Source organism: Streptomyces sp. NPDC049541 (assembly GCF_044465725.1).
GTDB lineage: Bacteria > Actinomycetota > Actinomycetes > Streptomycetales > Streptomycetaceae > Streptomyces.
Window position 1 is genome coordinate 275118 of record NZ_JBITLY010000007.1, and the last position, 19738, is coordinate 294855.

20 protein-coding genes are annotated in these 19738 nt (G+C 71.3%); 13 read left to right on the top strand and 7 right to left on the bottom strand.

The genetic code is table 11. From position 1 onward, the window contains the following. Nucleotides 1-56 precede the first annotated feature (56 nt). Nucleotides 57-1247 carry a cytochrome P450 gene (locus ACIBW9_RS26845; RefSeq protein ID WP_398959197.1) on the top strand — a complete coding sequence of 397 codons (1191 nt, stop codon included), beginning with the start codon at nucleotides 57-59 and terminating at the stop codon, nucleotides 1245-1247. Nucleotides 1248-1517: 270 nt separating this feature from the next. On the opposite strand, the gene otr(A) is transcribed toward ACIBW9_RS26845, so the two are convergent. Further along, nucleotides 1518-3374 (bottom strand): tetracycline resistance ribosomal protection protein Otr(A), encoded by a 1857-nt coding sequence (otr(A), locus tag ACIBW9_RS26850; RefSeq protein ID WP_398959199.1) that lies wholly within the window; start codon nucleotides 3372-3374, stop codon nucleotides 1518-1520. Between the two features lie 194 nt (nucleotides 3375-3568). Here otr(A) and ACIBW9_RS26855 point away from each other — a divergent pair, with 194 nt between their 5' ends. Both ACIBW9_RS26855 and tuf read left to right on the top strand, forming a co-directional pair. After that, nucleotides 3569-4522 (top strand): ribose-phosphate diphosphokinase, encoded by a 954-nt coding sequence (locus tag ACIBW9_RS26855; protein WP_398959201.1) that lies wholly within the window; start codon nucleotides 3569-3571, stop codon nucleotides 4520-4522. Nucleotides 4523-4576: 54 nt separating this feature from the next. Further along, a complete protein-coding gene (tuf, locus tag ACIBW9_RS26860) occupies nucleotides 4577-5770 on the top strand; it encodes an elongation factor Tu (protein WP_398959203.1) in 1194 nt (397 codons plus the stop codon). Between the two features lie 6 nt (nucleotides 5771-5776). Here the strand turns inward: tuf and ACIBW9_RS26865 are convergent, their stop codons facing one another. Then, entirely contained in the window at nucleotides 5777-6157 is a 381-nt protein-coding gene (locus ACIBW9_RS26865; protein WP_398959205.1) for an anti-sigma factor antagonist, read from the bottom strand. 124 nt (nucleotides 6158-6281) lie between these two features. Then, nucleotides 6282-6719 (bottom strand): MarR family winged helix-turn-helix transcriptional regulator, encoded by a 438-nt coding sequence (locus tag ACIBW9_RS26870; protein WP_398959207.1) that lies wholly within the window; start codon nucleotides 6717-6719, stop codon nucleotides 6282-6284. Nucleotides 6720-6822: 103 nt separating this feature from the next. Here ACIBW9_RS26870 and ACIBW9_RS26875 point away from each other — a divergent pair, with 103 nt between their 5' ends. Together ACIBW9_RS26875 and ACIBW9_RS26880 are read left to right on the top strand one after the other, a co-directional pair. Beyond that, a complete protein-coding gene (locus tag ACIBW9_RS26875; protein ID WP_398959209.1) occupies nucleotides 6823-8277 on the top strand; it encodes an aldehyde dehydrogenase family protein in 1455 nt (484 codons plus the stop codon). A gap of 44 nt (nucleotides 8278-8321) precedes the next feature. After that, nucleotides 8322-9428 carry an NAD(P)-dependent alcohol dehydrogenase gene (locus tag ACIBW9_RS26880; protein WP_398959211.1) on the top strand — a complete coding sequence of 369 codons (1107 nt, stop codon included), beginning with the start codon at nucleotides 8322-8324 and terminating at the stop codon, nucleotides 9426-9428. 1 nt (nucleotide 9429) lies between these two features. Here ACIBW9_RS26880 and ACIBW9_RS26885 read toward each other — a convergent pair whose 3' ends face one another. Continuing rightward, on the bottom strand, nucleotides 9430-10380 hold the full coding sequence (locus ACIBW9_RS26885) for an NADP-dependent oxidoreductase (RefSeq protein ID WP_398959213.1): 951 nt from the start codon (nucleotides 10378-10380) through the stop codon (nucleotides 9430-9432). Nucleotides 10381-10451: 71 nt separating this feature from the next. Between ACIBW9_RS26885 and ACIBW9_RS26890 the strand changes: the two genes are divergently transcribed. Further along, nucleotides 10452-11411, top strand: coding sequence for a GlxA family transcriptional regulator (locus tag ACIBW9_RS26890; protein WP_398959215.1), 960 nt, complete (start codon nucleotides 10452-10454; stop codon nucleotides 11409-11411). 68 nt (nucleotides 11412-11479) lie between these two features. Beyond that, nucleotides 11480-12334 carry a hypothetical protein gene (locus ACIBW9_RS26895; protein ID WP_398959217.1) on the top strand — a complete coding sequence of 285 codons (855 nt, stop codon included), beginning with the start codon at nucleotides 11480-11482 and terminating at the stop codon, nucleotides 12332-12334. 7 nt (nucleotides 12335-12341) lie between these two features. Here the strand turns inward: ACIBW9_RS26895 and ACIBW9_RS26900 are convergent, their stop codons facing one another. Further along, the gene (locus ACIBW9_RS26900; RefSeq protein WP_398959219.1) at nucleotides 12342-12905 is read right to left on the bottom strand and encodes a TetR family transcriptional regulator; all 564 of its coding nucleotides are present in this window, start codon (nucleotides 12903-12905) and stop codon (nucleotides 12342-12344) included. After that, the gene (locus ACIBW9_RS26905) at nucleotides 12902-13264 is read right to left on the bottom strand and encodes a DUF1304 domain-containing protein (protein ID WP_390697699.1); all 363 of its coding nucleotides are present in this window, start codon (nucleotides 13262-13264) and stop codon (nucleotides 12902-12904) included. The genes ACIBW9_RS26900 and ACIBW9_RS26905 overlap by 4 nt, the downstream gene beginning before the upstream one ends. Before the next feature lie 106 nt (nucleotides 13265-13370). On the opposite strand from ACIBW9_RS26905, the gene ACIBW9_RS26910 reads away from it, so the two are divergent. Further along, entirely contained in the window at nucleotides 13371-13847 is a 477-nt protein-coding gene (locus ACIBW9_RS26910; protein WP_398959221.1) for a GNAT family N-acetyltransferase, read from the top strand. Here the strand turns inward: ACIBW9_RS26910 and ACIBW9_RS26915 are convergent. Then, the gene (locus ACIBW9_RS26915) at nucleotides 13825-15051 is read right to left on the bottom strand and encodes a PucR family transcriptional regulator (protein WP_398959223.1); all 1227 of its coding nucleotides are present in this window, start codon (nucleotides 15049-15051) and stop codon (nucleotides 13825-13827) included. The two genes, ACIBW9_RS26910 and ACIBW9_RS26915, sit on opposite strands and share 23 nt — an antisense overlap. A 316-nt stretch (nucleotides 15052-15367) precedes the next feature. Between ACIBW9_RS26915 and ACIBW9_RS26920 the strand changes: the two genes are divergently transcribed. Genes ACIBW9_RS26920 through ACIBW9_RS26940 form a run of 5 tightly spaced genes read left to right on the top strand, consistent with a single transcriptional unit; the run spans nucleotide 15368 to nucleotide 19718 of the window. Then, nucleotides 15368-17104, top strand: coding sequence for an ATP-binding protein (locus ACIBW9_RS26920; protein WP_398959225.1), 1737 nt, complete (start codon nucleotides 15368-15370; stop codon nucleotides 17102-17104). A gap of 5 nt (nucleotides 17105-17109) precedes the next feature. Beyond that, entirely contained in the window at nucleotides 17110-17520 is a 411-nt protein-coding gene (locus tag ACIBW9_RS26925; RefSeq protein WP_099933429.1) for a roadblock/LC7 domain-containing protein, read from the top strand. Next, nucleotides 17517-17888, top strand: coding sequence for a DUF742 domain-containing protein (locus ACIBW9_RS26930; protein WP_365834042.1), 372 nt, complete (start codon nucleotides 17517-17519; stop codon nucleotides 17886-17888). Before ACIBW9_RS26925 ends, ACIBW9_RS26930 begins: the two co-directional genes overlap by 4 nt. Continuing rightward, nucleotides 17869-18474, top strand: a complete 606-nt coding sequence (locus tag ACIBW9_RS26935; RefSeq protein WP_389084880.1) for an ATP/GTP-binding protein — start codon at nucleotides 17869-17871, stop codon at nucleotides 18472-18474. Before ACIBW9_RS26930 ends, ACIBW9_RS26935 begins: the two co-directional genes overlap by 20 nt. Beyond that, complete coding sequence (locus ACIBW9_RS26940; protein WP_398959228.1) at nucleotides 18471-19718, top strand: cytochrome P450; 1248 nt, start codon at nucleotides 18471-18473, stop codon at nucleotides 19716-19718. Before ACIBW9_RS26935 ends, ACIBW9_RS26940 begins: the two co-directional genes overlap by 4 nt. Nucleotides 19719-19738 lie beyond the last annotated feature (20 nt).

Consider the following 19738-nt stretch of genomic DNA (forward strand, 5'->3'; position numbering starts at 1 on the left):
CATGCGGGGCGCACTAGCGTGGAGAACTCTCCGTACCGGCGCGCCTGGAGTCCCGGATGAGTACACACAGCACCTCCCGGCCCCTCTGCCCCATGCACCGCATCGACCTCCCCGAGCCCGGACCGCCCCGTTCGGTCACCCTCGCCACCGGCACCCCGGTGTGGCTGGTGACCCGCCATGCCGACGTACGCCAGGTCCTCATGGACCCCCGGTTCAACAGGAGTTCCCTGCACGCCGAGGACGCTCCGCCGCTGCTCGTCGTACCGAACCTGCTGGACGACCCGAACGGGCTCCTCAACCAGGACGGCGAGGCCCATCAACGGCTGCGCGGCACCGTCCAGCGGGCGTTCACGCCCCGCGCGATCGCCCGCTGGCGGCCCTGGGTGGCCTCGGTGGTGGAGAGTCTCCTCGACGACTTCGCCGCGCAGGAGCGTCCCGCGGACATCATCGAGGGCTTCACCCGCCCGCTGCCCGTCTCCGTCATCTCCCGGCTGATGGGGCTCGACCACGTGGACCGCGAGCGCATCCGCCACTGGGCCGACCACGCCCTCTCCGGCGGGGCGCACACCCGCGAGCAAGTCGTCGCCGCCATGCACGAGTTCGGGGAGTTCGCCGCCGATCTGGTCGCCCAGCGGCGCAAGACCCCCGGCGACGACCTGGTGAGCGGCCTGGTGGCGGCAGGCGACAGCCTGGCCATCGACGAACGGCAACTGGTCACCCTGGTGTGCGGACTGGTGGTCGCGGGCCACGAGACCACCATGACGGCGCTCGGCAACATGGTCGTCTACCTCCTCACCGACCGTCAGGAGGCCTGGCGCGGACTCGCCGAGGACGAGGAGAAGGCGGCCGTCGCGGTCGAACAGCTGCTGCGGGCCGTCCCGCTCAGCGAGGGGCGGCTGCTGCCCGGCCTGATCCGCCGCGCCGTCGAGGACACCGAGGTCGGCGGCGTGACGATCCGGGCGGGCAGCGTGGTCGCCGTCCAGACCAACGCCGCCAGCCGCGACCCCGACGTGTTCCCGCCCGGCCCACCGGACCTGTTCACCCCGCTGACCGCCCCCAGCGTCATCTTCGGCGCGGGCCCCCACCACTGCCTCGGCGCCTGGCTGGCCCGCCTGGAACTCGGCCTTGCCCTGCACCGCCTGGCGGCACGCTTCCCGGGCCTCCGCGCCGAGTTCACCTCCGGGACGATCGAGTGGCGAGAGGGCCAGATGACACGAAGCCCGAGGCACCTGCCGGTGTCGTGGTGAACGGGCCCTGACGGGGCGCGACGGCCTGCGGCGGGTTGGGCCGCGCCCATAGCGGCGCGGGGAACTGCGCGAGCAACCACATCAAGGCCGCACACGCCCGACGGCCGTTGAGCTCCGTGCCGGTGTCGTGGTGAACGGGGCGCGATGACCTGCGGCGGCTTCGGCCGGGCCCCGTAGGGGGGCGGGGCTGTATCAATGTGCGGCTCCGCCGCGCGGGCGCGACCGGCCACAACGGGGCGGCACACGCCCGACGGCCATCAGCCGCACAGCTCACCGCAGCGCTCGGTCACCCGACGGACGCGACCACCACACACCCTCGCCCTGTGTGAGCCCCGGCAGCCGTAGCTCGACCTCCTGCACCCGGCGGGCCGGCAGCTCGCCGGTGATCAGCCAGGACGACGAGCCGGGCGTGGTGCCGGTGAACTCCGCTCCGAACGAGGCGAGTTCGGCGGTCACCGGAGCGAGCGCGTCGAGCGGGACCTCCGTCTCGAACGCGTGGTACGGCTCGTGCAGCCGGGTCCCCGACGCCTCCAGCGCGCGGCGCAGCACGATCGGGGTGAGGCCGCGGAAGTCGGCCGCCGTGCTGATCGGCGAGCAGTAGCCGGAGCGGATCAGCGTCACCCGGTAGTCCGTCACCGGCGCCCCGGACAGCCCGGCCAGCATGCTCGTGTGCACCGTGTCCTCGATCGCCTGGTGGAAGGCGCGGGGGAGTGCGCCGAGTTCCGTCTCGTACGTGAACAACCCACCCGAGTCGCGCGGTCCGGGCTCCACACGCAGCCCGACGGTCGCCCAGTACCGCGTGCCCAGGTGCCATGGCATCTCCGCGCAGGCTTCGCCCACGCCCCGCGGCCGCTCGAGGAAGCGCACCCGGCCCGGCTCGAAGTCGGCCTCGACGCCGAAGTCCTGGGCGAGCATCGCCGCGATCACCTCCATCTGGACCTCGCCGTAGAGGAGCAGCGCGGTGGCCCCCGCGGGCGCCGGCCCGGCGTGGATCAGCGGGTCCTGGTCGGCGAGGGCCAGGAGCGCCGTGCGCAGGTGGGCCGCCTGCCCTGGGCGGCGGGCACGGACCACGGTCTCCAGCGTGGGGGGCGCGAACTGCGGGGCGCGGTCGGTGAGTTCACCGAGCCGGTCACCCACCCGTACCCCGCCGAGGCCGCCGATCGCCGCGATGTTCCCCGCGGTGAGCGGCCCGTCCCGGCCGATGACCTCGAGGCGGTTCACCCGTCCGGAGACCTCCGTGGTGCGGCCGTCGGCCTCGCGTCGCAGCAGGGTGAGGCGCTGACGCGGGGTCACCTCGCCGTCGTAGAGCCGCAGATACGCCGTGCGTTCGCCGCCAGGGCCGGGGCGTACCGCGAACACCGTGCCCCGCGGGCCGGTGCCCTCGGCCGACGGTGCCGGCGGGATCAGCCCGACCACGCCCTCGACGAGCTCGGCGACGCCCTGTCCGCCGAGGGCCGAGCCGAAGAGGACGGGGTGGAACGAGCCGTCGGCGGTGCGCGCGGCGAGCGCCTTGCGCAGGTCGTCGGGCGTGGGCGCGGGGCCGTCGACGAGCGCCGCGAGGACCTCCGGGTCGACCTCGGCGAGCGCCTCGGCCAGCTGCGGATCCCCGGGCGGACGTACGGTCACGCGGGCGTCGGCGGTGCCGATGCCCGTCACGTCCGTGAGCGGAGCGACGTCCGGCGTGAGCCTGCGCCGGATGTCGGTCAGCAGGCCCGTGGACCGGGCGCCGGCACGGTCGATCTTGTTGACGAAGACGAGCGTGGGCAGCCGCAGCCGCCGCAGGGTCCTCATCAGCACCCTCGTCTGTGCCTGCACGCCCTCCACGGCGGACAGCAGCAGGACCGCCCCGTCCAGGACCTCCAGGGCGCGCTCGACCTCGGCGATGAAGTCGGAGTGCCCAGGGGTGTCGATGAGGTTGACCTGGGTGTCGCCGACGGTGAACGCGGCGACGGCGGAGCGGATGGTGATGCCGCGCTGCCGCTCGATCGCGCCGTCGTCCGTACGGGTGTCACCGCCGTCGACGCTGCCGAGCCGGTCGATCGCTCCGTGGTCGAACAGCAGCCGCTCGGTGAGGCTGGTCTTACCGGCGTCGACGTGGGCGAGAATGCCGATGTTCAGGGTGTTCATGCGGGGTCGAGTCCTCGAGAACCGTGGGCCGATGGGGGCGCTGGTTGGTTCCGAGGAGTCGGCGCATGGGATCTCCTGAGGTGAGGGACTCGGACCGGGACATCATGGCGCGCGGCCGGTGGCGCACCGCAACCGAATTTCCGCGGTCAGTAGCATGAACGCGTCCCCCGGAATGATCACGCGAGGAGCGGATCGTGCGAGACATCTCCGTGTTCAGCGGCAGCGCCCACCCCGACCTGGCCGCGGAGGTCTGTGCGCATCTGGGTGTGCCGCTCAGCCCCACCCGGGTCAGCCGTTTCGCCAACGACTGCCTGGAGGTGCAGCTGCAGGCGAACTGCCGTGAGCGGGACGTCTTCCTGATCCAGCCGCTGGTCCGGCCGGTCCAGGAGCACCTCGTGGAACTGCTGCTGATGTGCGATGCGGCCCGCGGCGCCTCGGCGGCGCGGATCTCCGTCGTCATGCCGCACTATTCCTACGCCCGCTCCGACAAGAAGGACGCACCCCGGATCTCCCTGGGCGGCCGGCTCGTCGCGGACCTGATGGTCGCGGCGGGCGCGAGCCGAGTCCTCGCCATGACGCTGCACTCGCCGCAGGTGCACGGCTTCTTCTCGGTACCGGTCGACCATCTGCACGCCCGGCGTGAACTGGCGGCGTACTTCCGGCAGTACGACCTGTCCCGCACGACCGTAGTCTCGCCGGACCTCGGCAACGCCAAGGAGGCGGCCGCCTTCGCCCGGATGATCGGAGCCCAGGTCGCCGCCGGCGCCAAGCAGCGGTACGCGGACGACCGGGTCTCCATCAGCTCCGTGATCGGCGAGGTCACCGACCGGGACGTCATCGTCCTGGACGACGAGATCGCCAAGGGCAGCACCGTTCTCGAACTGCTGGACCGGCTGCGGGAGTTGGGGCCACGGTCCATCCGGGTGGCCTGTACGCACGGCCTGTTCGCGGCCGGCGCGCTCAAGCGGATCGGGGAGCAGCCCGACGTACTGGAGATCGTGTGCACCAACACCGTCCCGGTCCCGGAGGACGAGCGCACCGAGAAGCTGCGGATCCTGTCCATCGCCCCCGCCCTCGCCGAGGCCGTACGGCGCATTCACAACGGCGAGTCCGTCAGCGCCCTGTTCGACGCGCCGCGAAGCGAATAGACATGAGGTAGCGAGCAACGCTCGGCATCACAGGGATGCTCAGGAGGGGTTGCAGTGGCGAAGGCGAAGCTCGAGCGGACCAAGCCGCACGTGAACATCGGCACGATCGGTCACATCGACCACGGGAAGACGACGCTCACGGCGGCCATCACCAAGGTGTTGCACGACAGGTTTCCCGACCTGAACCCGTTCACGCCGTTCGACCAGATCGACAAGGCGCCCGAGGAGCGGCAGCGCGGCATCACGATCTCGATCGCCCACGTCGAGTACCAGACCGAGCGCCGGCACTATGCGCACGTCGACTGCCCCGGACACGCGGACTACATCAAGAACATGATCACGGGCGCCGCCCAGATGGACGGCGCGATCCTGGTCGTGGCGGCCACGGACGGGCCCATGCCGCAGACCAAGGAGCATGTGCTGCTGGCCCGGCAGGTGGGTGTGCCCTACATCGTCGTCGCCCTCAACAAGACCGACATGGTGGACGACGAGGAGATCCTGGAACTGGTCGAGCTGGAGGTGCGCGAGCTGCTCACCGAGTACGAGTTCCCCGGCGACGACGTCCCGGTCGTCAGGGTCTCCGCACTCAAGGCCCTGGAGGGCGACGAGCAGTGGACCCGGTCGGTGCTGGACCTGCTGGACGCCGTGGACACGGCGGTCCCCGAGCCGCAGCGGGACGTGGACAAGCCGTTCCTCATGCCGATCGAGGACGTCTTCACCATCACCGGCCGCGGCACCGTCGTCACCGGCCGGATCGAGCGCGGAGTGCTGCACGTCAACAACGAGGTCGAGATCATCGGCATCCACGAGCACAAGACGAAGACCACCGTCACCGGCATCGAGATGTTCCGCAAACTGCTCGACGAGGGCCGGGCCGGCGAGAACGTCGGACTGCTGCTCCGCGGTGTCAAGCGCGAGGACGTGGAGCGCGGACAGGTCGTCATCAAGCCCGGCACGGTCACCCCGCACACGGAGTTCGAGGGGCAGGCGTACATCCTGTCGAAGGACGAGGGCGGCCGGCACACGCCGTTCTTCGAGAACTACCGCCCGCAGTTCTACTTCCGCACCACGGACGTCACCGGTGTGGTGACCCTGCCCAAGGGCACCGAGATGGTCATGCCGGGCGACAACACCAGCATCCATGTCGTGCTGATCCAGCCGATCGCCATGGAGGAGGGCCTGAAGTTCGCCATCCGTGAGGGCGGCCGGACGGTCGGCGCGGGTCAGGTCACCAAGATCCTCAAGTAGGGAGCCTCACAACGACCCGGACGTGGCCTCGGGCTGCCCCAGGGCCGCGTCCAGCGTCGGATGTGCGGGCAGCAGCCGGGTCAGTCCGGTGACCCGCATGATGCGCAGGGCGAGCGGGTGCGTGCAGACGAGCCGCAGCTCGCCGTCCTGGTCGAGGACCCGGGCGCGGGCCCGGTAGAGCAGGCGTAATCCGGAGCAGTCGAAGAAGTCGACCGGCCGCAGGTCGATCACCAGGCGGACGTCCGGGCGTGCCGTGACCCGGTCCAGAACGGGGGCGATCTCCAGGGCCGCGGCGATGTCGATCTCACCGCGGAACTCCAGCACCGTGTGGCCCCGGTGCTGGTGGACACGCAGATGCCGGGTCAGCGGTGCGGGCTCCTGGTGCACGACGACATCGCCTCCAACCTGCTCCGCCCTGCAAGTTACCCTCGATGGAGTGAATTTGAGCATGTTCGATTGACATATGTCTTCGAATTGCGCGGAAGCGCTCCCACGGTGGGCGTGGCCGGGTCTACGACAGTGCGTGCCAGGCCTTGGTGAGTGCCTGGCGCAGTTGCTCCGTCTGGTGCGCCGTGAGATCCCTGACCATCCGCTCCTCCAGCTCCCGCACGGGCGCCGCGAACTGCTCCAGCAGCTCCCGGCCGGCGTCCGTCAGCAGGATCAGCAGCTCGCGCCGGTTGCGCGGATTGCGCTCCCGGCGCACCAGCCCGCGGCTCTCCAGGGACCGTACGAGATCGGCGATGGACTGGGCGGTGACGAACGAGTCCCGGGCGAGCTGTGCGGCCGACAGTCCGTCGTGCCGCTCCAGGACGGTGAGCGCCGTGTACTGCAGCGCGGTGATCCCGGACGGCTTGACCAGCTCGTCCAGGTGTGAGCGCACCACCAGCTCCACCTGCTTCACCATGTAGAGCAGGGACGGAGAGGTCTTGGTCGCCTGGGTTTCGAGCATGAGTTCAGCCTAGAGCATTGACAGGAAACCTGTCTGTAATGAAACTGCGAACCAACAGGAATCCTGTTTGTTGAAGTCTTGGCAATGAGGCTGAGGAGTGGTGATGACCACCTTCGAGATCGAACCCGGACGGCTGTTTGTCGGGGGCCAGTGGCGCGAGGCCGCCGACGGAGCGCGCACCGAGGTGGTCGACCCGTCCCGGGGCGCGGTCGTCACCACCGTCGCGGAGGCGGGCGCCGCCGACGTGGACGCGGCCGTGCGCGCCGCCCGGGAGGCCTTCGACGGCGGCGCCTGGTCCGGGCTGAGCGGCCGCGAGCGCGGCCGGATCCTGCACCGCGTCGCCGAGCTGATCCGCGAGAACGCCGAGGAACTGGCCCGCCTGGAGAGCCTCGACGTCGGCAAGCCCATCTCGCTGTGCCACGCCGTCGACATCACCAACGCGGCCAACGACTACGAGCACTTCGCCGCGCTCGCCTACTCGCTGGACGGCGCCGTCCGCGACACCCCGATGAACGCCCTCGCCTACACCAAGCGCGAGCCGATCGGCGTGGTCGCCGCGATCACGCCCTTCAACTTCCCGCTCATCCTGGCCGGTTCGAAGATCGGCCCCGCCCTCGCGGCCGGCAACACCGTGGTGCACAAGCCGGCCGACGAGACCCCGCTCAGCGCCCTGTACATGGCCAAGCTGCTCCAGCAGGCGGGCGTCCCCGACGGTGTGGTCAACGTCGTCACCGGCACCGGCCCGGTCGCCGGCGAGGCCCTGCTGCGCCACCGCGGCGTCGACAAGGTCGCCTTCACCGGCTCCACCGCGATCGGCCGCCATGTGGCCGCCGCCGCGGGCGAGGCCCTCAAGCCGGTCACCATGGAACTCGGCGGCAACGCCGCCCACATCGTCTTCGAGGACGCCGACCTGGAGAAGGCCGTCGGCGCGGTCATCAAGGCCTTCGTCTTCAACACCGGCCAGTTCTGCATGGGCGGCCCCCGCCTGCTGGTGGCCCGCCCCGTCTACAGCACCCTCCTCGGCATCCTCGCCGACGCCGTCCCCGGCGTACCGGTCGGCGACCCGCGCAACCCAGAGACCGTCGTCGGACCGATGGCGGGGGAGAAGCACCTGAAGAAGGTCGAGGAATACGTCGACATCGCCCGCAAGGAGGGCGGCCGCATCGTCTGCGGCGGAGAACGGCTCGACCTCGACGGCGGCTACTACTACAAGCCCACCGTCATCGCCGACCTCACCAACGACTCCCGCGTCGTCCAGGAGGAGATCTTCGGCCCGGTCCTGACCGTGCAGCCCTTCGACACCGAGGACGAGGCCGTCGAGCTCGCCAACTCCACTCCGTACGGCCTGGCCTCGGGCATCCAGACCAGCAACCTCGCCCGCGCCCACCGCGTCGCCGACCGCCTCCAGGCGGGCATCGTCTGGATCAACGACTGGGCCATGCTCGACCCCGCGGTGCCCTTCGGCGGCGTCAAGGACTCCGGCTTCGGCCGTGAGTACGGGCCCGAGGCCCTCGCCGCCTACACCAGGGTCAAGTCCGTCGTCGTCTCGCTCGACTGAACCCGCACGGCTCAACTCGTCCGAGAATCAAGGGAGTTCGTACGATGTCCATCCCCACCCGTGCCGCGGTCGTCGAGTCGGGCGGAGCGCCCTTCACCCTCGCCGACGTCGAGCTCGACGAGCCCGGGCCCCATGAGGCGGTCGTCCGCATGGTGGCCGCCGGCCTGTGCCACACCGACCTCGGGGTCGCGAGCGGCGGTCTGCCCTTCCCGCTGCCGGGCGTGCTCGGCCACGAGGGCGCCGGTGTCGTCGAGGCCGTCGGCCCGGCCGTCACCGGCATCGCGCCCGGCGACCACGTCGTGCTGTCCTTCACCTCCTGCGGGGAGTGCCGCAACTGCCACGGCGGCCACCCCGCGTACTGCGCGACCTGGCTGCCGCTGAACCTGATCGGCGGCAGCCGCGCCGACGGCACCTCCACCATCAGCCGGGACGGCACCCCGCTCGGCGGCCACTTCTTCGGCCAGTCCTCCTTCGCCGAGCGGGCGCTGGTGGACGAGCGCAGCCTCGTCAAGGTCGACGCGGACGTACCGCTGGAGTCGATCGCACCGCTGGGCTGCGGGGTGCAGACCGGAGTGGGCGCCGTGTGGAACGTGCTGAAGCCCGTGACGGGCAGCACGATCGTCGTCCTCGGCGCCGGCGCCGTCGGCCTGTCCGCCGTGATGGCCGCCGCGCTGACCCCCGCCACCCGGATCGTCGCCGTCGACAAGGTCGGCGAACGCCTCTCGCTCGCCAAGGAGCTGGGCGCCACCCACACCGTCAACGTCGGCGAGGCCGACCTCAGCGAGGCGCTCGCGGAGATCACCGGCGGCCAGGGCGCCGACGGTGCCGTCGAAACCACCGGCAGCGTCGCCGTGCTGCGCCAGGGCGTCGACGCGCTCGCCGCCCGCGGCACCCTGGTCGTCGTAGGGGCGCCGCCCTTCGGCAGCGAGGTCGCCCTGGACGTCAACGGGTTGCTGGGCGGCAAGCAGGTCGTCGGCCTCACCCTGGGCGACGCCGAGACACAGTCGTTCATCCCGTCCCTGGTGCAGCTGGTGAAGGAGGGACGGCTTCCGCTGCACCGCCTGATCAGCACCTATCCGTTCGCGGACATCGACCAGGCGGTGCGGGACATGGGCGCGGGCAAGGCGATCAAGCCCGTGCTGACGTTCTGACTCAGTCGACGGTGAGGACCAGCTTCCCCGTGGTCCGGCCGGTGTCGCCGAGCCTGTGTGCCTCGGCGGCATCGGCCAGGGGGAAGGTACCGGCGATCGCGGGGCGCAACTTCCCCGCCTCCACCAGCTCCGCGATCGCCTTCAGACCGCTGTGCGAGGCGTCCACCAGCATGCGCAACGCCCGCACACCGAGCCGCTCCGCCTCCTCGTGGAAGTCCTTCGAACCGACGGGCAGGATCGAGACGACGATCCCGCCGGGGCGCAGCACACGCAGCGAGTTCGTCGAGGTGTCCCCGCCGAGCGTGTCCAGGACGACGTCCACGTCCTTCACGGCCTCGGTGAAGTCCGTCTCCCGGTAGTCGATCGCCTCGTCCACCCCGATCTCGCGCAGGAAGTCGTGCTTGCCGGCGCTCGCCGTGCCGATCACATACGCGCCGCGGGCCTTGGCGATCTGCACGGCCACATGCCCGACCCCGCCGGCCGCCGCGTGGACCAGTACCCGCTGCCCCGGCTGGACATCGGCGTACTCCACCAGGGCCTGCCAGGCGGTCAGGGAGACCAGCGGCAGCGCGCCCGCCTCGGTGTGGTCGATCGAGGCCGGCTTGTGCGCGAACCAGCGCGCCGGACCGGTGACGTACTCGGCGTGCGAGCCGTGGCCGAACGGGTACGACAGCATGCCGAAGACCTCGTCGCCGGGCTTGAACCGGGCGACACCGATTCCGACCGCCTCGACCGTGCCGGAGACGTCCCAGCCCAGGACGAAGGGCGGTTCGCCGAGGAAACCGCCGGTCGCGCGGTGCTTCCAGTCGGTCGGATTGACGCCGGCGGCGCGCACGCGGACCAGCACCTCGTTGGTACGCGGCTCGGGGCGCGGCGCCTGCACTTCCCTGAGGACCTCGGGACCGCCGAGGACGTCCTGGCTGATGGCTCGCATCGTGTTCACATCGCTCATGGTCACCCAGCCTGCCCGGAGTCGCCCGGCAGGAAAATGGCATGATTGCCAACATCCGATAGGATCGTGCCATGCGTGGTGAACAGCGAGTGGAGCGAGTGGTCGTACTGGCCCTCGACGGCGTCTACCCCTTCGAGCTCGGTATCCCGAGCCGGATCTTCGGCGCGGCCGACGGCCGGTACGAGGTGCTGACCTGCACCGTCGACGGTCAACCGGTGCGTACCAACGCGGACTTCACGGTCAGTGTCGAGCACGGCCCCGAGATCCTTGCCACGGCCGACACGGTGGTGGTCGCCTCCATGGCGATCCCGCACATCCCCGCTGAGCTCCCCGCCGAGGTCGCCGCGGCGCTGGCCAGGATCCGCCCGGACGCACGGATCGTCTCCATCTGCACGGCCGCCTTCGTCCTCGCCGCGGCAGGCCTGCTGGACGGTCGCAAGGCCACCACGCACTGGTGCGTTGTCGACCTGTTCCGGAGCAGGTATCCGCACGTGGACCTCGATCCGGAGGTCCTCTTCGTCGACGACGGCCGCATCCTCACCTCCGCGGGTGCCGCCTCCGGCGTCGACGTCTGCCTGCACATCGTGCGCACCGACCACGGCAGCGAGCTGGCCAACGCCGTGGCCCGCCGCTGCGTGGTACCGCCCTTCCGGGACGGCGGCCAGGCCCAGTACATCGAGCAGCCGGTGCCGGAGAGCGGTGCCGCGAGCACCGCCGCGACCCGCGCCTGGGCCCTGGAACGCCTCGACGAACCGCTCACCCTCTCCGACCTCGCCGCGCACGCCCGGATGAGCCTGCGCACCTTCGCCCGCCGCTTCAACGAGGAGGTCGGCCTCAGCCCCGGCCGCTGGATCGTCCAGCAGCGCATCGCCCGCGCCCGGCATCTGCTGGAGTCCAGTGACCTGTCGGTCGACCAGATCGCGGGCCACGTCGGCTTCGCGACGGGCGCCTCCCTGCGCCAGCACCTGCACGCTGCGATCGGGGTCTCTCCGCAGGCCTACCGGCGCACGTTCCAGACGGCCGCCCGCTAGACGCGAACGTTCCGCACCGCCGCGGCGTCGGAGGGCCGTAGGACAGAGTGCGGAACAAGGGGTGGGGGATGCGCGGACGACTCATGGCAACGACGGTGCTGGTCGCGTCGGCGGCGGTGGCGTGCGGCGGGGAGCAGGCCCGGGATCTCGTGGTCGACGGCTCGGCTCCCGAGGCGCCCTACAGCGGGCCGCTGCACGTGCCCGTGAAGCATGTCGGCGAGGACGGCGTCCGTGCCCTGCGGACCGCGTCGGGCGCCGCCGGCCGGGCGCTGGAGTGCGACGGGCAGATCTACTCCGGCGGCGGCAGCGACCCGTGGAGCAAGGCCGACGGAGGCAGGACACCGGAGGACGGCCTCAGGGCGTACTTCGAGATCGAGCAGCCTGAAATCCCCCGCTACGGCTACCGGGCGGAGCGCAGGGAGAAGGACCGCGTCCTGTACTCCTTCGACGTGCACGGCAGGACCAAGGTCGCCGTCGTCGTGGCCAAGGACCAGAAGAACCGGCCCGGTTGGGGTCCGGAGACCAGTGCCTCCTGCGACCCCTCCGAACTGCCGGCGAGCTTCACCGACCGGCAGTGGTACGAGATCTGGACCGACCGGCACGGCAGACGCGTGCCGATCACCAAGGTGAAAAGCAGCACCGGCCCGGCCCACTGCGGCTGGCAGAAGGCGCGCCTCCTGTCGCTGGGGGAGGGCAGGAACGGCAGGCTGTACGCCCGCGATCCCGACGGAGTCCTCCCCGACGGCATGCTCACCTCCCCGTACGACGGGGACGTGCCCATGCCCGCCGACGCCCACGACACCGGATACCGCTTCCATGACGTGCAGTTGTGGCTGAGCGGCGATCCGGGCAAGGCCTACGTCCGTACGCCCGACGGCGTCGAGGCCTGGTCGCTGGTGAGGGCCGGCCTGGGCTGCAAGTGAACGGTCGTCACCGGCTCGCATGCAGGGCGACCAGCAACTGCCATACCTCGTCGGCGATCTGGGCCGCGTCACCTTCAAGAAGGCCGTGCAGCCAGTCGGCCAGCACGCCCGCGAAGGTGGCGGCCACGGCCGACGCGACCAGCGCTGCGTCCGCGGCGCCCGCCCGCTGTCGTTCGCGGAGGCTGTAGGCGCGCAGGTCCCGGTGCAGCACCCGGCCGAGCGGGCCGCCGCCGCCCGGGGTCAGCAGTTCGCGGTACAGGCCGGCGTGCGGGGAGAGGGAGGCGAAGAACTCGGCCAGTGCGGGCGGCGCGTGCACCGGGTCCGGGCGGCCCTGCCACGAGTGCAGCGCCTCCACGGCCTCCCGGACGACGTCCGCGCAGGCGTCGACCGCCAGCGCCTCCAGACCGTCGTAGTGCACGTAGAAGGTGGCCCGTCCGACCCCGGCGCGCCGTACCAGCGCCGCCACCCCCACCTCCGCCAGGGGCCGCTCGGCGCACTCCGCGAGCAGCGCCTCCCGCAGTCGCGCCCGGGTGCGCGCGGCCCGCGGGTCGTGCGGCGCGCGGCGGGTCACTGCGCGATCAGGACGGCGGCCAGGGCGAGCGCGCCGGGCAGTGCCTGCGCGAACAGGATGCGACGGTTGGCGGTGAGGGCGCCGTAGACGCCCGCGACCACGACGCAGCACAGGAAGAACACCTGGGCGCGGAAGCCGGTCGGGTCCGCCGCGATCAGGCCCCAGACCAGACCGGCCGCGAGGAAGCCGTTGTAGAGCCCCTGGTTGGCGGCCATCGGAGCGGTCGCCCGCGCCATCTCCCGGTCGAAGCCGTGCAGCGCCCGCCCGGGCTTCTTCTGCCACAGGAACATCTCCATCACCAGGATGTAGGCATGCAGGGCGGCCACCAGGCCGACCAGTACGTTCGCGAGCGTCTCCATTGCAGGGCTCCGTCATTCTTGTTTCGATTTCCTGGACAGGTGTCCACTATAGCGGGACAGGTGTCCAGGAAGTGTCACTGTCAGTGCCCGCCGATAGCCTGCGCACATGACTGACCGACAGGTGATCGTGCGACGTGCCCGTACCGAGGACATACCGGGCCTCGTCGCCTCCAGCGCCGGGTTGTTCGCCGAGGACGGCGGCACGCGGGACAGCAGCGTGAACGTCGACTGGCCGCGGCAGCACGGCGCGCAGTCGTTCGCCGCGGCCCTGGACGACCCGGCGCGACTCGTCCTCGCGGTGGAGCACGACGGACAGGTCGTCGGACACCTCATGGGATCCGTCACCGGGCCCACGGACAAGCGGACCGTCGCCTCCGCGACCCTGGCCAGCATCTACGTCCGCCCCGAGCACCGGCGCGCCCGGGCCGGAGACCGGCTGGTGGAGGAGTTCCTGGACTGGGCCAGGCGGCAGGGCGCCGAGCACGCCGAGGTGACCGCCTACGCGGCGAACGCGGACGCCATCCGGTTCTACGAGCGGGGCGGCTTCACCGCCATGACGGTCACCCTGCGCCAGCCCCTGTAGCACCCCGGCGCAGCTCCAGGGCGCGCAGGGCCAGCTGCATCTCGAACTGGGCCGCCGGGTCGTGCAGTCGGGAGCCGAACAGCTCGTCCAGCTGGCGCATGCGGTAGCGCACCGTCTGGGGGTGCACGGCCAGCCGGACGGCGACCTCGCTGGCGTTGTGGCCGCACTGCAGCCAGCTGAGCAGGGTCTCCGCCAGGCGCTCGCGCTGTGGCGGCCGCACCTGCTCCAGCGGGCGCAGCCGGTGCTCGGTCAGCGCGTCGATCAGGGCGTCGTCGCGCAGCAGCAACAGCGTGGCCAAGTGGTCCTGGCAGCGCACCATTTCACTGCCCGGCAGCACGCCCCGCCGCACCAGGTCCAGCGCCTCGGACGCCCAGCGCAGCGACCGCGCACCCTCCTGCAGGGCCACCGTCGGGCCCATCGCGGCCAACCGTCCGTGCAGCGCCCCGGCCACCGCCCGCGCCCGGCCGGGCCCCTCCGGGTCCGGGACGACCAGCACCGCCGGCTGGACGTCGAAGCGGGCGAGGAACTCCGGCGCCACGATCGGCTGCCCGCCCGCCTGCGGGCGGTGGTCGACCGCCACCACCGCGAGCGCGCGCGGCACCGGCCAGCGCGCACTGTGCGCGAGCTCCGCGATGGCCTCAGCGGAGGCGGGCGGATCCGCGGTGAGCAGATCGAGCAGCCGGGTACGCCGCTGCTGCAGCTCACCGGCCGCGTGCAGCCGCGCCTCCGTGTAGCCGGCGGTGGTTGCGGCCGCCATCTCGTCCAGGTGCAGAAACAGCGCCTCGCCGAAGGCCGCCAGCACATTGCGCGGCAGCAGATCCGCGTCGACCAGCGCGTTCACCCGCCGCCATGTCACCCGTGCGCCCAGCCGCAGCGCCGACTGGAACGAGTCGAGGCTGCGCCCCTCCTCGGCCTCCCCGCGGCCGATGCGCTGATACGTCGCCTTCACCGGCTCCCAGTCCGTGTCCGGCTTCGCCATCCGCTCCAGGAAGCCCTGCAGCGCATGGTCCACGCCACGGTGCACACCCTGCATGTACGTGTCGTCGGCGGGGCGCGCGTACTCGGGGATCTCGGTCCTGATCGCCCGTACGACCTCCTCGGTGATGTCGGCGAAGAACGGTCTGAGGTGGTGGTGCAGGCCCGCCGGCAACGCGTTGAACGGGCCGCGCGGCTCCTCCACCGGCACAGCGGCTCTCTTCGGCACGGCCGCGACGATACCCGTGGGTAATTCATCAGGGCTTATCAACGGCGGACAGTGATGGACAGGTGAATTGTCATCACCTGACAAGTTCGCAGGTTCGCAAAGGGATTTGTCGACCCGTCGGCCGCTGGCTGAGAGTGATGGAACCCTCACTTCCGTCGGCTGTTCGAGGTTGATCCTTTCGGGTTCAAACCCGATAAGCTCCTGTGCGGCGCTGCGAGTTGACTCGATCGCGATCGGTCGCCCCGTGGTGCTCACGCATCAGTGCGGTCCCCCTTGCACACCCCCCCGTTCGTTCGTGTTGCTTGTAAGGATGCAGATGGAACTCGCCACTCCGCCGCCGGCGGCGCGGGCCCCTGTCGCCTGGTACAGCTGGTGGTTGATGCCGCTGGCCTTAGGAGGCGGGACGGTTGCCGCCACGTTCATGAGCTCCGAGCGAATCGCCGCCGGTGTCGCGGGCGTCGCGGCCACTGCCGCCAGCGCCGTGTGCGTACGGCTGCTGCTCCGCACCCGCACGCAGCTGAGCGCCAGTGAGGGCTCCTTCCGCGCCCAGCAGGCCGAGCACTCGCAGCAGTGGCAGCAGCATGTCGCGGGCCTGGAACGGAAATACGCCGCCGAGCGCGGCTCGCTGGAGGCCCGGCTGGGTGATCAGTCCGGCGCCTACGAGGCGCGGCTGGCGGAGCAGAGCTCGACGTACGAGGCCCAACTGACCGAACAGACACGGGCCTTCGAGGGACGCCTCGCCGACCAGGCCAAGTCCTACGAGGCCCAGCTCGCCGACCAGGCCGCGGTCTGGCAGGAGCAACTCGCCCACCAGCACGACGCGGTGGCCCGGCTCGCCGACGAGCAGCTGCCCGACGCGCTCAAGCAGCTGCGCGCCGGCGAGGCCATCGACGACCTGCTGCCCGAGCCCGGCCAGTGCGCCAAGGTCAGCGCCGACCTGCAGGCCGAACTGCGCAAGGTGCTGCGCACCGCCCTGATCGCCGTCGAGGAGGAGTTCAACCGCTCCACCACCGCCGAGCAGGCCGTGATCAGCATCGGCAACCGCATCCACGTGCTGACCAGCAAGCTCCGCGGCCGGCTGCACGAGATGCAGGGCGAGCACGGCCGGCTGCCGGCCGTCGCCCGCGGTCTGATGGAGCTGGACCAGGAACTCGGCCCCGCCGACTCCCTCGCCGCGAGCATCGGCGTGCTGGGCGGCTCGGACCGCCCGGGCCGGCAGTGGCAGGAGCCGCAGCGCCTGCTCAGCGTGGTGCGCGGCGGTATCGGCCGGATCAAGGACTTCCACCGCGTCGAGGTCCGCCATCTGCCCGAACTCGGCGTCGACGGCGGTCTGGTGGACCACCTGACGCTGATCTTCGCCCATCTGCTGGACAACGCGGCCCGCTACTCGCCGCCCAGCGAGCCCGTGCTCGTCTCCGGCAAGGAGGTGCCCAACGGCGTCGGCATCGAGATCCAGGACTCCGGCAAGGGCCTGAGCGAGGAGAAGAAGCGCGAGGCCGAGGAGGCCCTCACCGGCACCGCGGCCGGACCCGGCATCGGCGGAATCTCCGAGGACGCCAACATCGGGCTGCGCGTGGTGGGCGCCCTCGCCCGCCGCTACGGCATCCGTGTCACCTTCGCGGACTCGCCCTGGCTCGGCACTTCGGTGGTGGTCGTGGTCCCGCACAAGTACTTCAGCCCGCTTCCCACGGCTGCTGCGACGACTGCCACGGCCACGGCGTCGACCCCGGCGGCCCCGCCCGCGGCGGCTGCGCCGGTGTCGGCGGCCGCGTCCGCCCAGCCGGTGGCCCAGCCTTCCGAGGCGGTGGAGACCACTCCCGGCGGACTGCCCCGGCGCCGCAGCAAACGGCACGAGGAGGAAGGCACGGCACGGCCCCAGCCGGCCGAGCGCACCGAGGAGACCACGGTCTTCGCCGTCCCGCCGGACGCCTCGTTCACCGGCCTGGCTGCCTTTGCCACCGCCGGCCGCGAGGCAGACGAGGAGTCCACCACGGAGGACACGACGTCTTCGGGGCGCCGGTCCACCGAGCACCGCACTGAAGAGAGCGACTAGTCCACATGACGCAACAGGGAACCGACGTGAGCTGGGCGCTCCGCGATCTGGTGGAGTCCATCCCGGAGATCCGCTTCGCGCTCGTGGCCTCCAGCGACGGCAAGGCCATCACCTCCTTCGGAGCCGAAGACCCCGACGACGTGGACCGGTTCGCTGCCGTGGTGGCCGGACTGCAGGCGCTGGCCCAGCCGGTCGCCGAGCAGTTCCCGAGATACGCGGGGCAGCTGCGGCTGGCCATGATCGAGGTCGACGGCGGCCACCTCTTCGTCGTACGGGCCGGGGTGGAGACGTATCTCGGGGTCCTGGCCCGCGAGGGCCTCGACCAGGGGCTGCTCGGACACCAGATGAGGGACCTGGCCCGGAGGATGGGCGAGCTCCTCGGCACCACTCCGCGCCTGGAGGAGCACTCTGGATGAGTGCTCCCCGCAGGCCCACGGACCCGTCCGGTCTCGAGCGCTACTACGTCCTCACCGGGGGGCGCAGCGGACCGGGCGGTTCGGCGTCGAGTCTCGACGTGGCGACCCTCATCGTCTCCCTGACCGCCCCCGCACCGGGTATGCAGCACGAACACGAGGACATCCTCCGGCGCTGCCGCGATCCGCTGTCGGTGGCCGAACTCGGCGCCCATCTGGGACTGCCCTTCAACATTCTTGCGGTGCTGCTGGCGGATCTGCTCGAGGCAGGCCGCGTCGAAGCCCGTGACCCCATCCCGGCGCACGGCGCCGGTCGCGGGCCCGACCTCGCGCTCCTTGAGGAGGTACTCAGTGGACTTGAACGGCTTTGATCACCCTGGCCGCCCGGCAGCCGGCGGCACCCGCTCGGTGAAGGTGATGATCGCCGGCGGCTTCGGCACCGGGAAGACCACCATGGTCCGCTCCGTCAGCGACATCAAGCCGCTGACCACCGAGGAGACGCTCACCCAGGCAAGCGCCGACGTCGACCATCTCATCGGCGTCGCCGACAAGACGGAGACCACCGTCAGCCTGGACTTCGGCAAGATCAGCCTCAACGACAGCCTGATGCTGTACCTGTTCGGCACCCCGGGCCAGGAGCGCTTCTGGTTCCTGTGGAACGGCCTGTTCAAGGGCGCGCTCGGCGCGGTCGTCCTGGTCGACACGCGGCGCCTGGCCTCCAGCTTCCGGGCCATCGAGGAGATGGAGCGGCAGAACGTCCCGTTCGTCGTCGCCCTGAACGTCTTCCCCGACTCCAAGGACTATCCGGTCGAGGAGATCCGCGACGCCCTGGACATCCCCGAGAGCATCCCGGTCGTGGCCTGCGACGCCCGCGACCGTGCCTCCAGCCGAGACGTGCTCGTCGCGCTGATCCGCCACCTGAAGGACCGCTCCGCCGTCGCACTGGAGTCCCGATGAACCCCCAGACCTTAAACGGCCCCGACGCGCCCCGCGGGTGCCCCGTCGCGCACGGCGGGGCGGAACTCGCGCGACTGTACGGCCCGGACGTGGCCACCGACCCGCAGGCCGTCTACGAGCGGCTGCGCAAGGAGCACGGCTCCGTCGCGCCGGTGCTGCTGGAGGGTGACGTTGCGGCCTGGCTGGTGCTGGGCTACCGGGAGACTCGGCGGGTGCTCGACAATCCCAGCCAGTTCCCCCGGGACGCGCGGACCTGGCGGGACTGGCAGGAGGGACGGATCGCGGAGACCTCCGCGCTGATTCCGATGCTCGCCTGGCGTCCTGACTGCGTGTCCCAGGACGGCGAACCGCACCGGAGGCTGCGCGGCGCCGTCAAGGACGTGCTGCAGGCCGCTGTCGTCCGCGGTATCCGGCGCCACGCCACGCACTTCGCCAACAAGCAGATCGACGGGTTCGCGGCCGAGGGCCGCGCCGATCTGGTGGCGGACTACGCCGACTATGTGCCGATGCTGGTGATGAGCCGCGTTCTGGGGCTCGCCGAGGCGCAGGGGCGCCGGCTGGTCGAGTCCTGCGCTGCGGTGCTCAAGGGCGGTGAGGAAGCCCTCGTGCACGACGGTGTGACCAGGGAGATCCTCGGTGAACTCGTCGAGCGCAGACGGGCCGAACCCGGCTCCGACCTCGCCACCGACCTCCTGGGGCATCACGCGGCTCTCGACCACCACGAGGTCGTCGACCATCTGCGTATGGTGATGATCGCCGCGGCCGTCACCACCAACCTGCTGGCCCGGGTGCTGCGGCTGGTCCTGACCGACGCCTCCCGGCTCTCCGGGCTGATCGGCGGTCAGCTGAACATCTCGGCGGTGATGGAGGAGGCCATGTGGAACTCTCCGCCGCTTTCCGTCCTGCCGGGGCGCTTCGCGGCCGGTGACGTCGAGCTGGGCGGGCATCACATCGAGGCGGGTGACCTGCTCGTCCTCGGTCTCGCGCCGGGCAACTTCGACCCCGAGGTCCGGCCCGACCCGCATGCCTCGGTGGCGGGCAACCAGGCGCACCTGGCGTTCGGTTCGGGCCCTCACGAGTGCCCCGGGCAGAGCATGGGGCAGTCCATGATCGAGATCGCGGTGGACGTCCTGCTGCACCGGCTGCCGGGCCTGCGGCTGGCAGTGGAGGCCGACGAACTCACATCGACCGCCTCCACCTGGGAGTCCCGGCTGGACAGCCTGCCGGTCGAGTTCCCGGTGTGAGCGAGCGCGCTGCTGCCCGG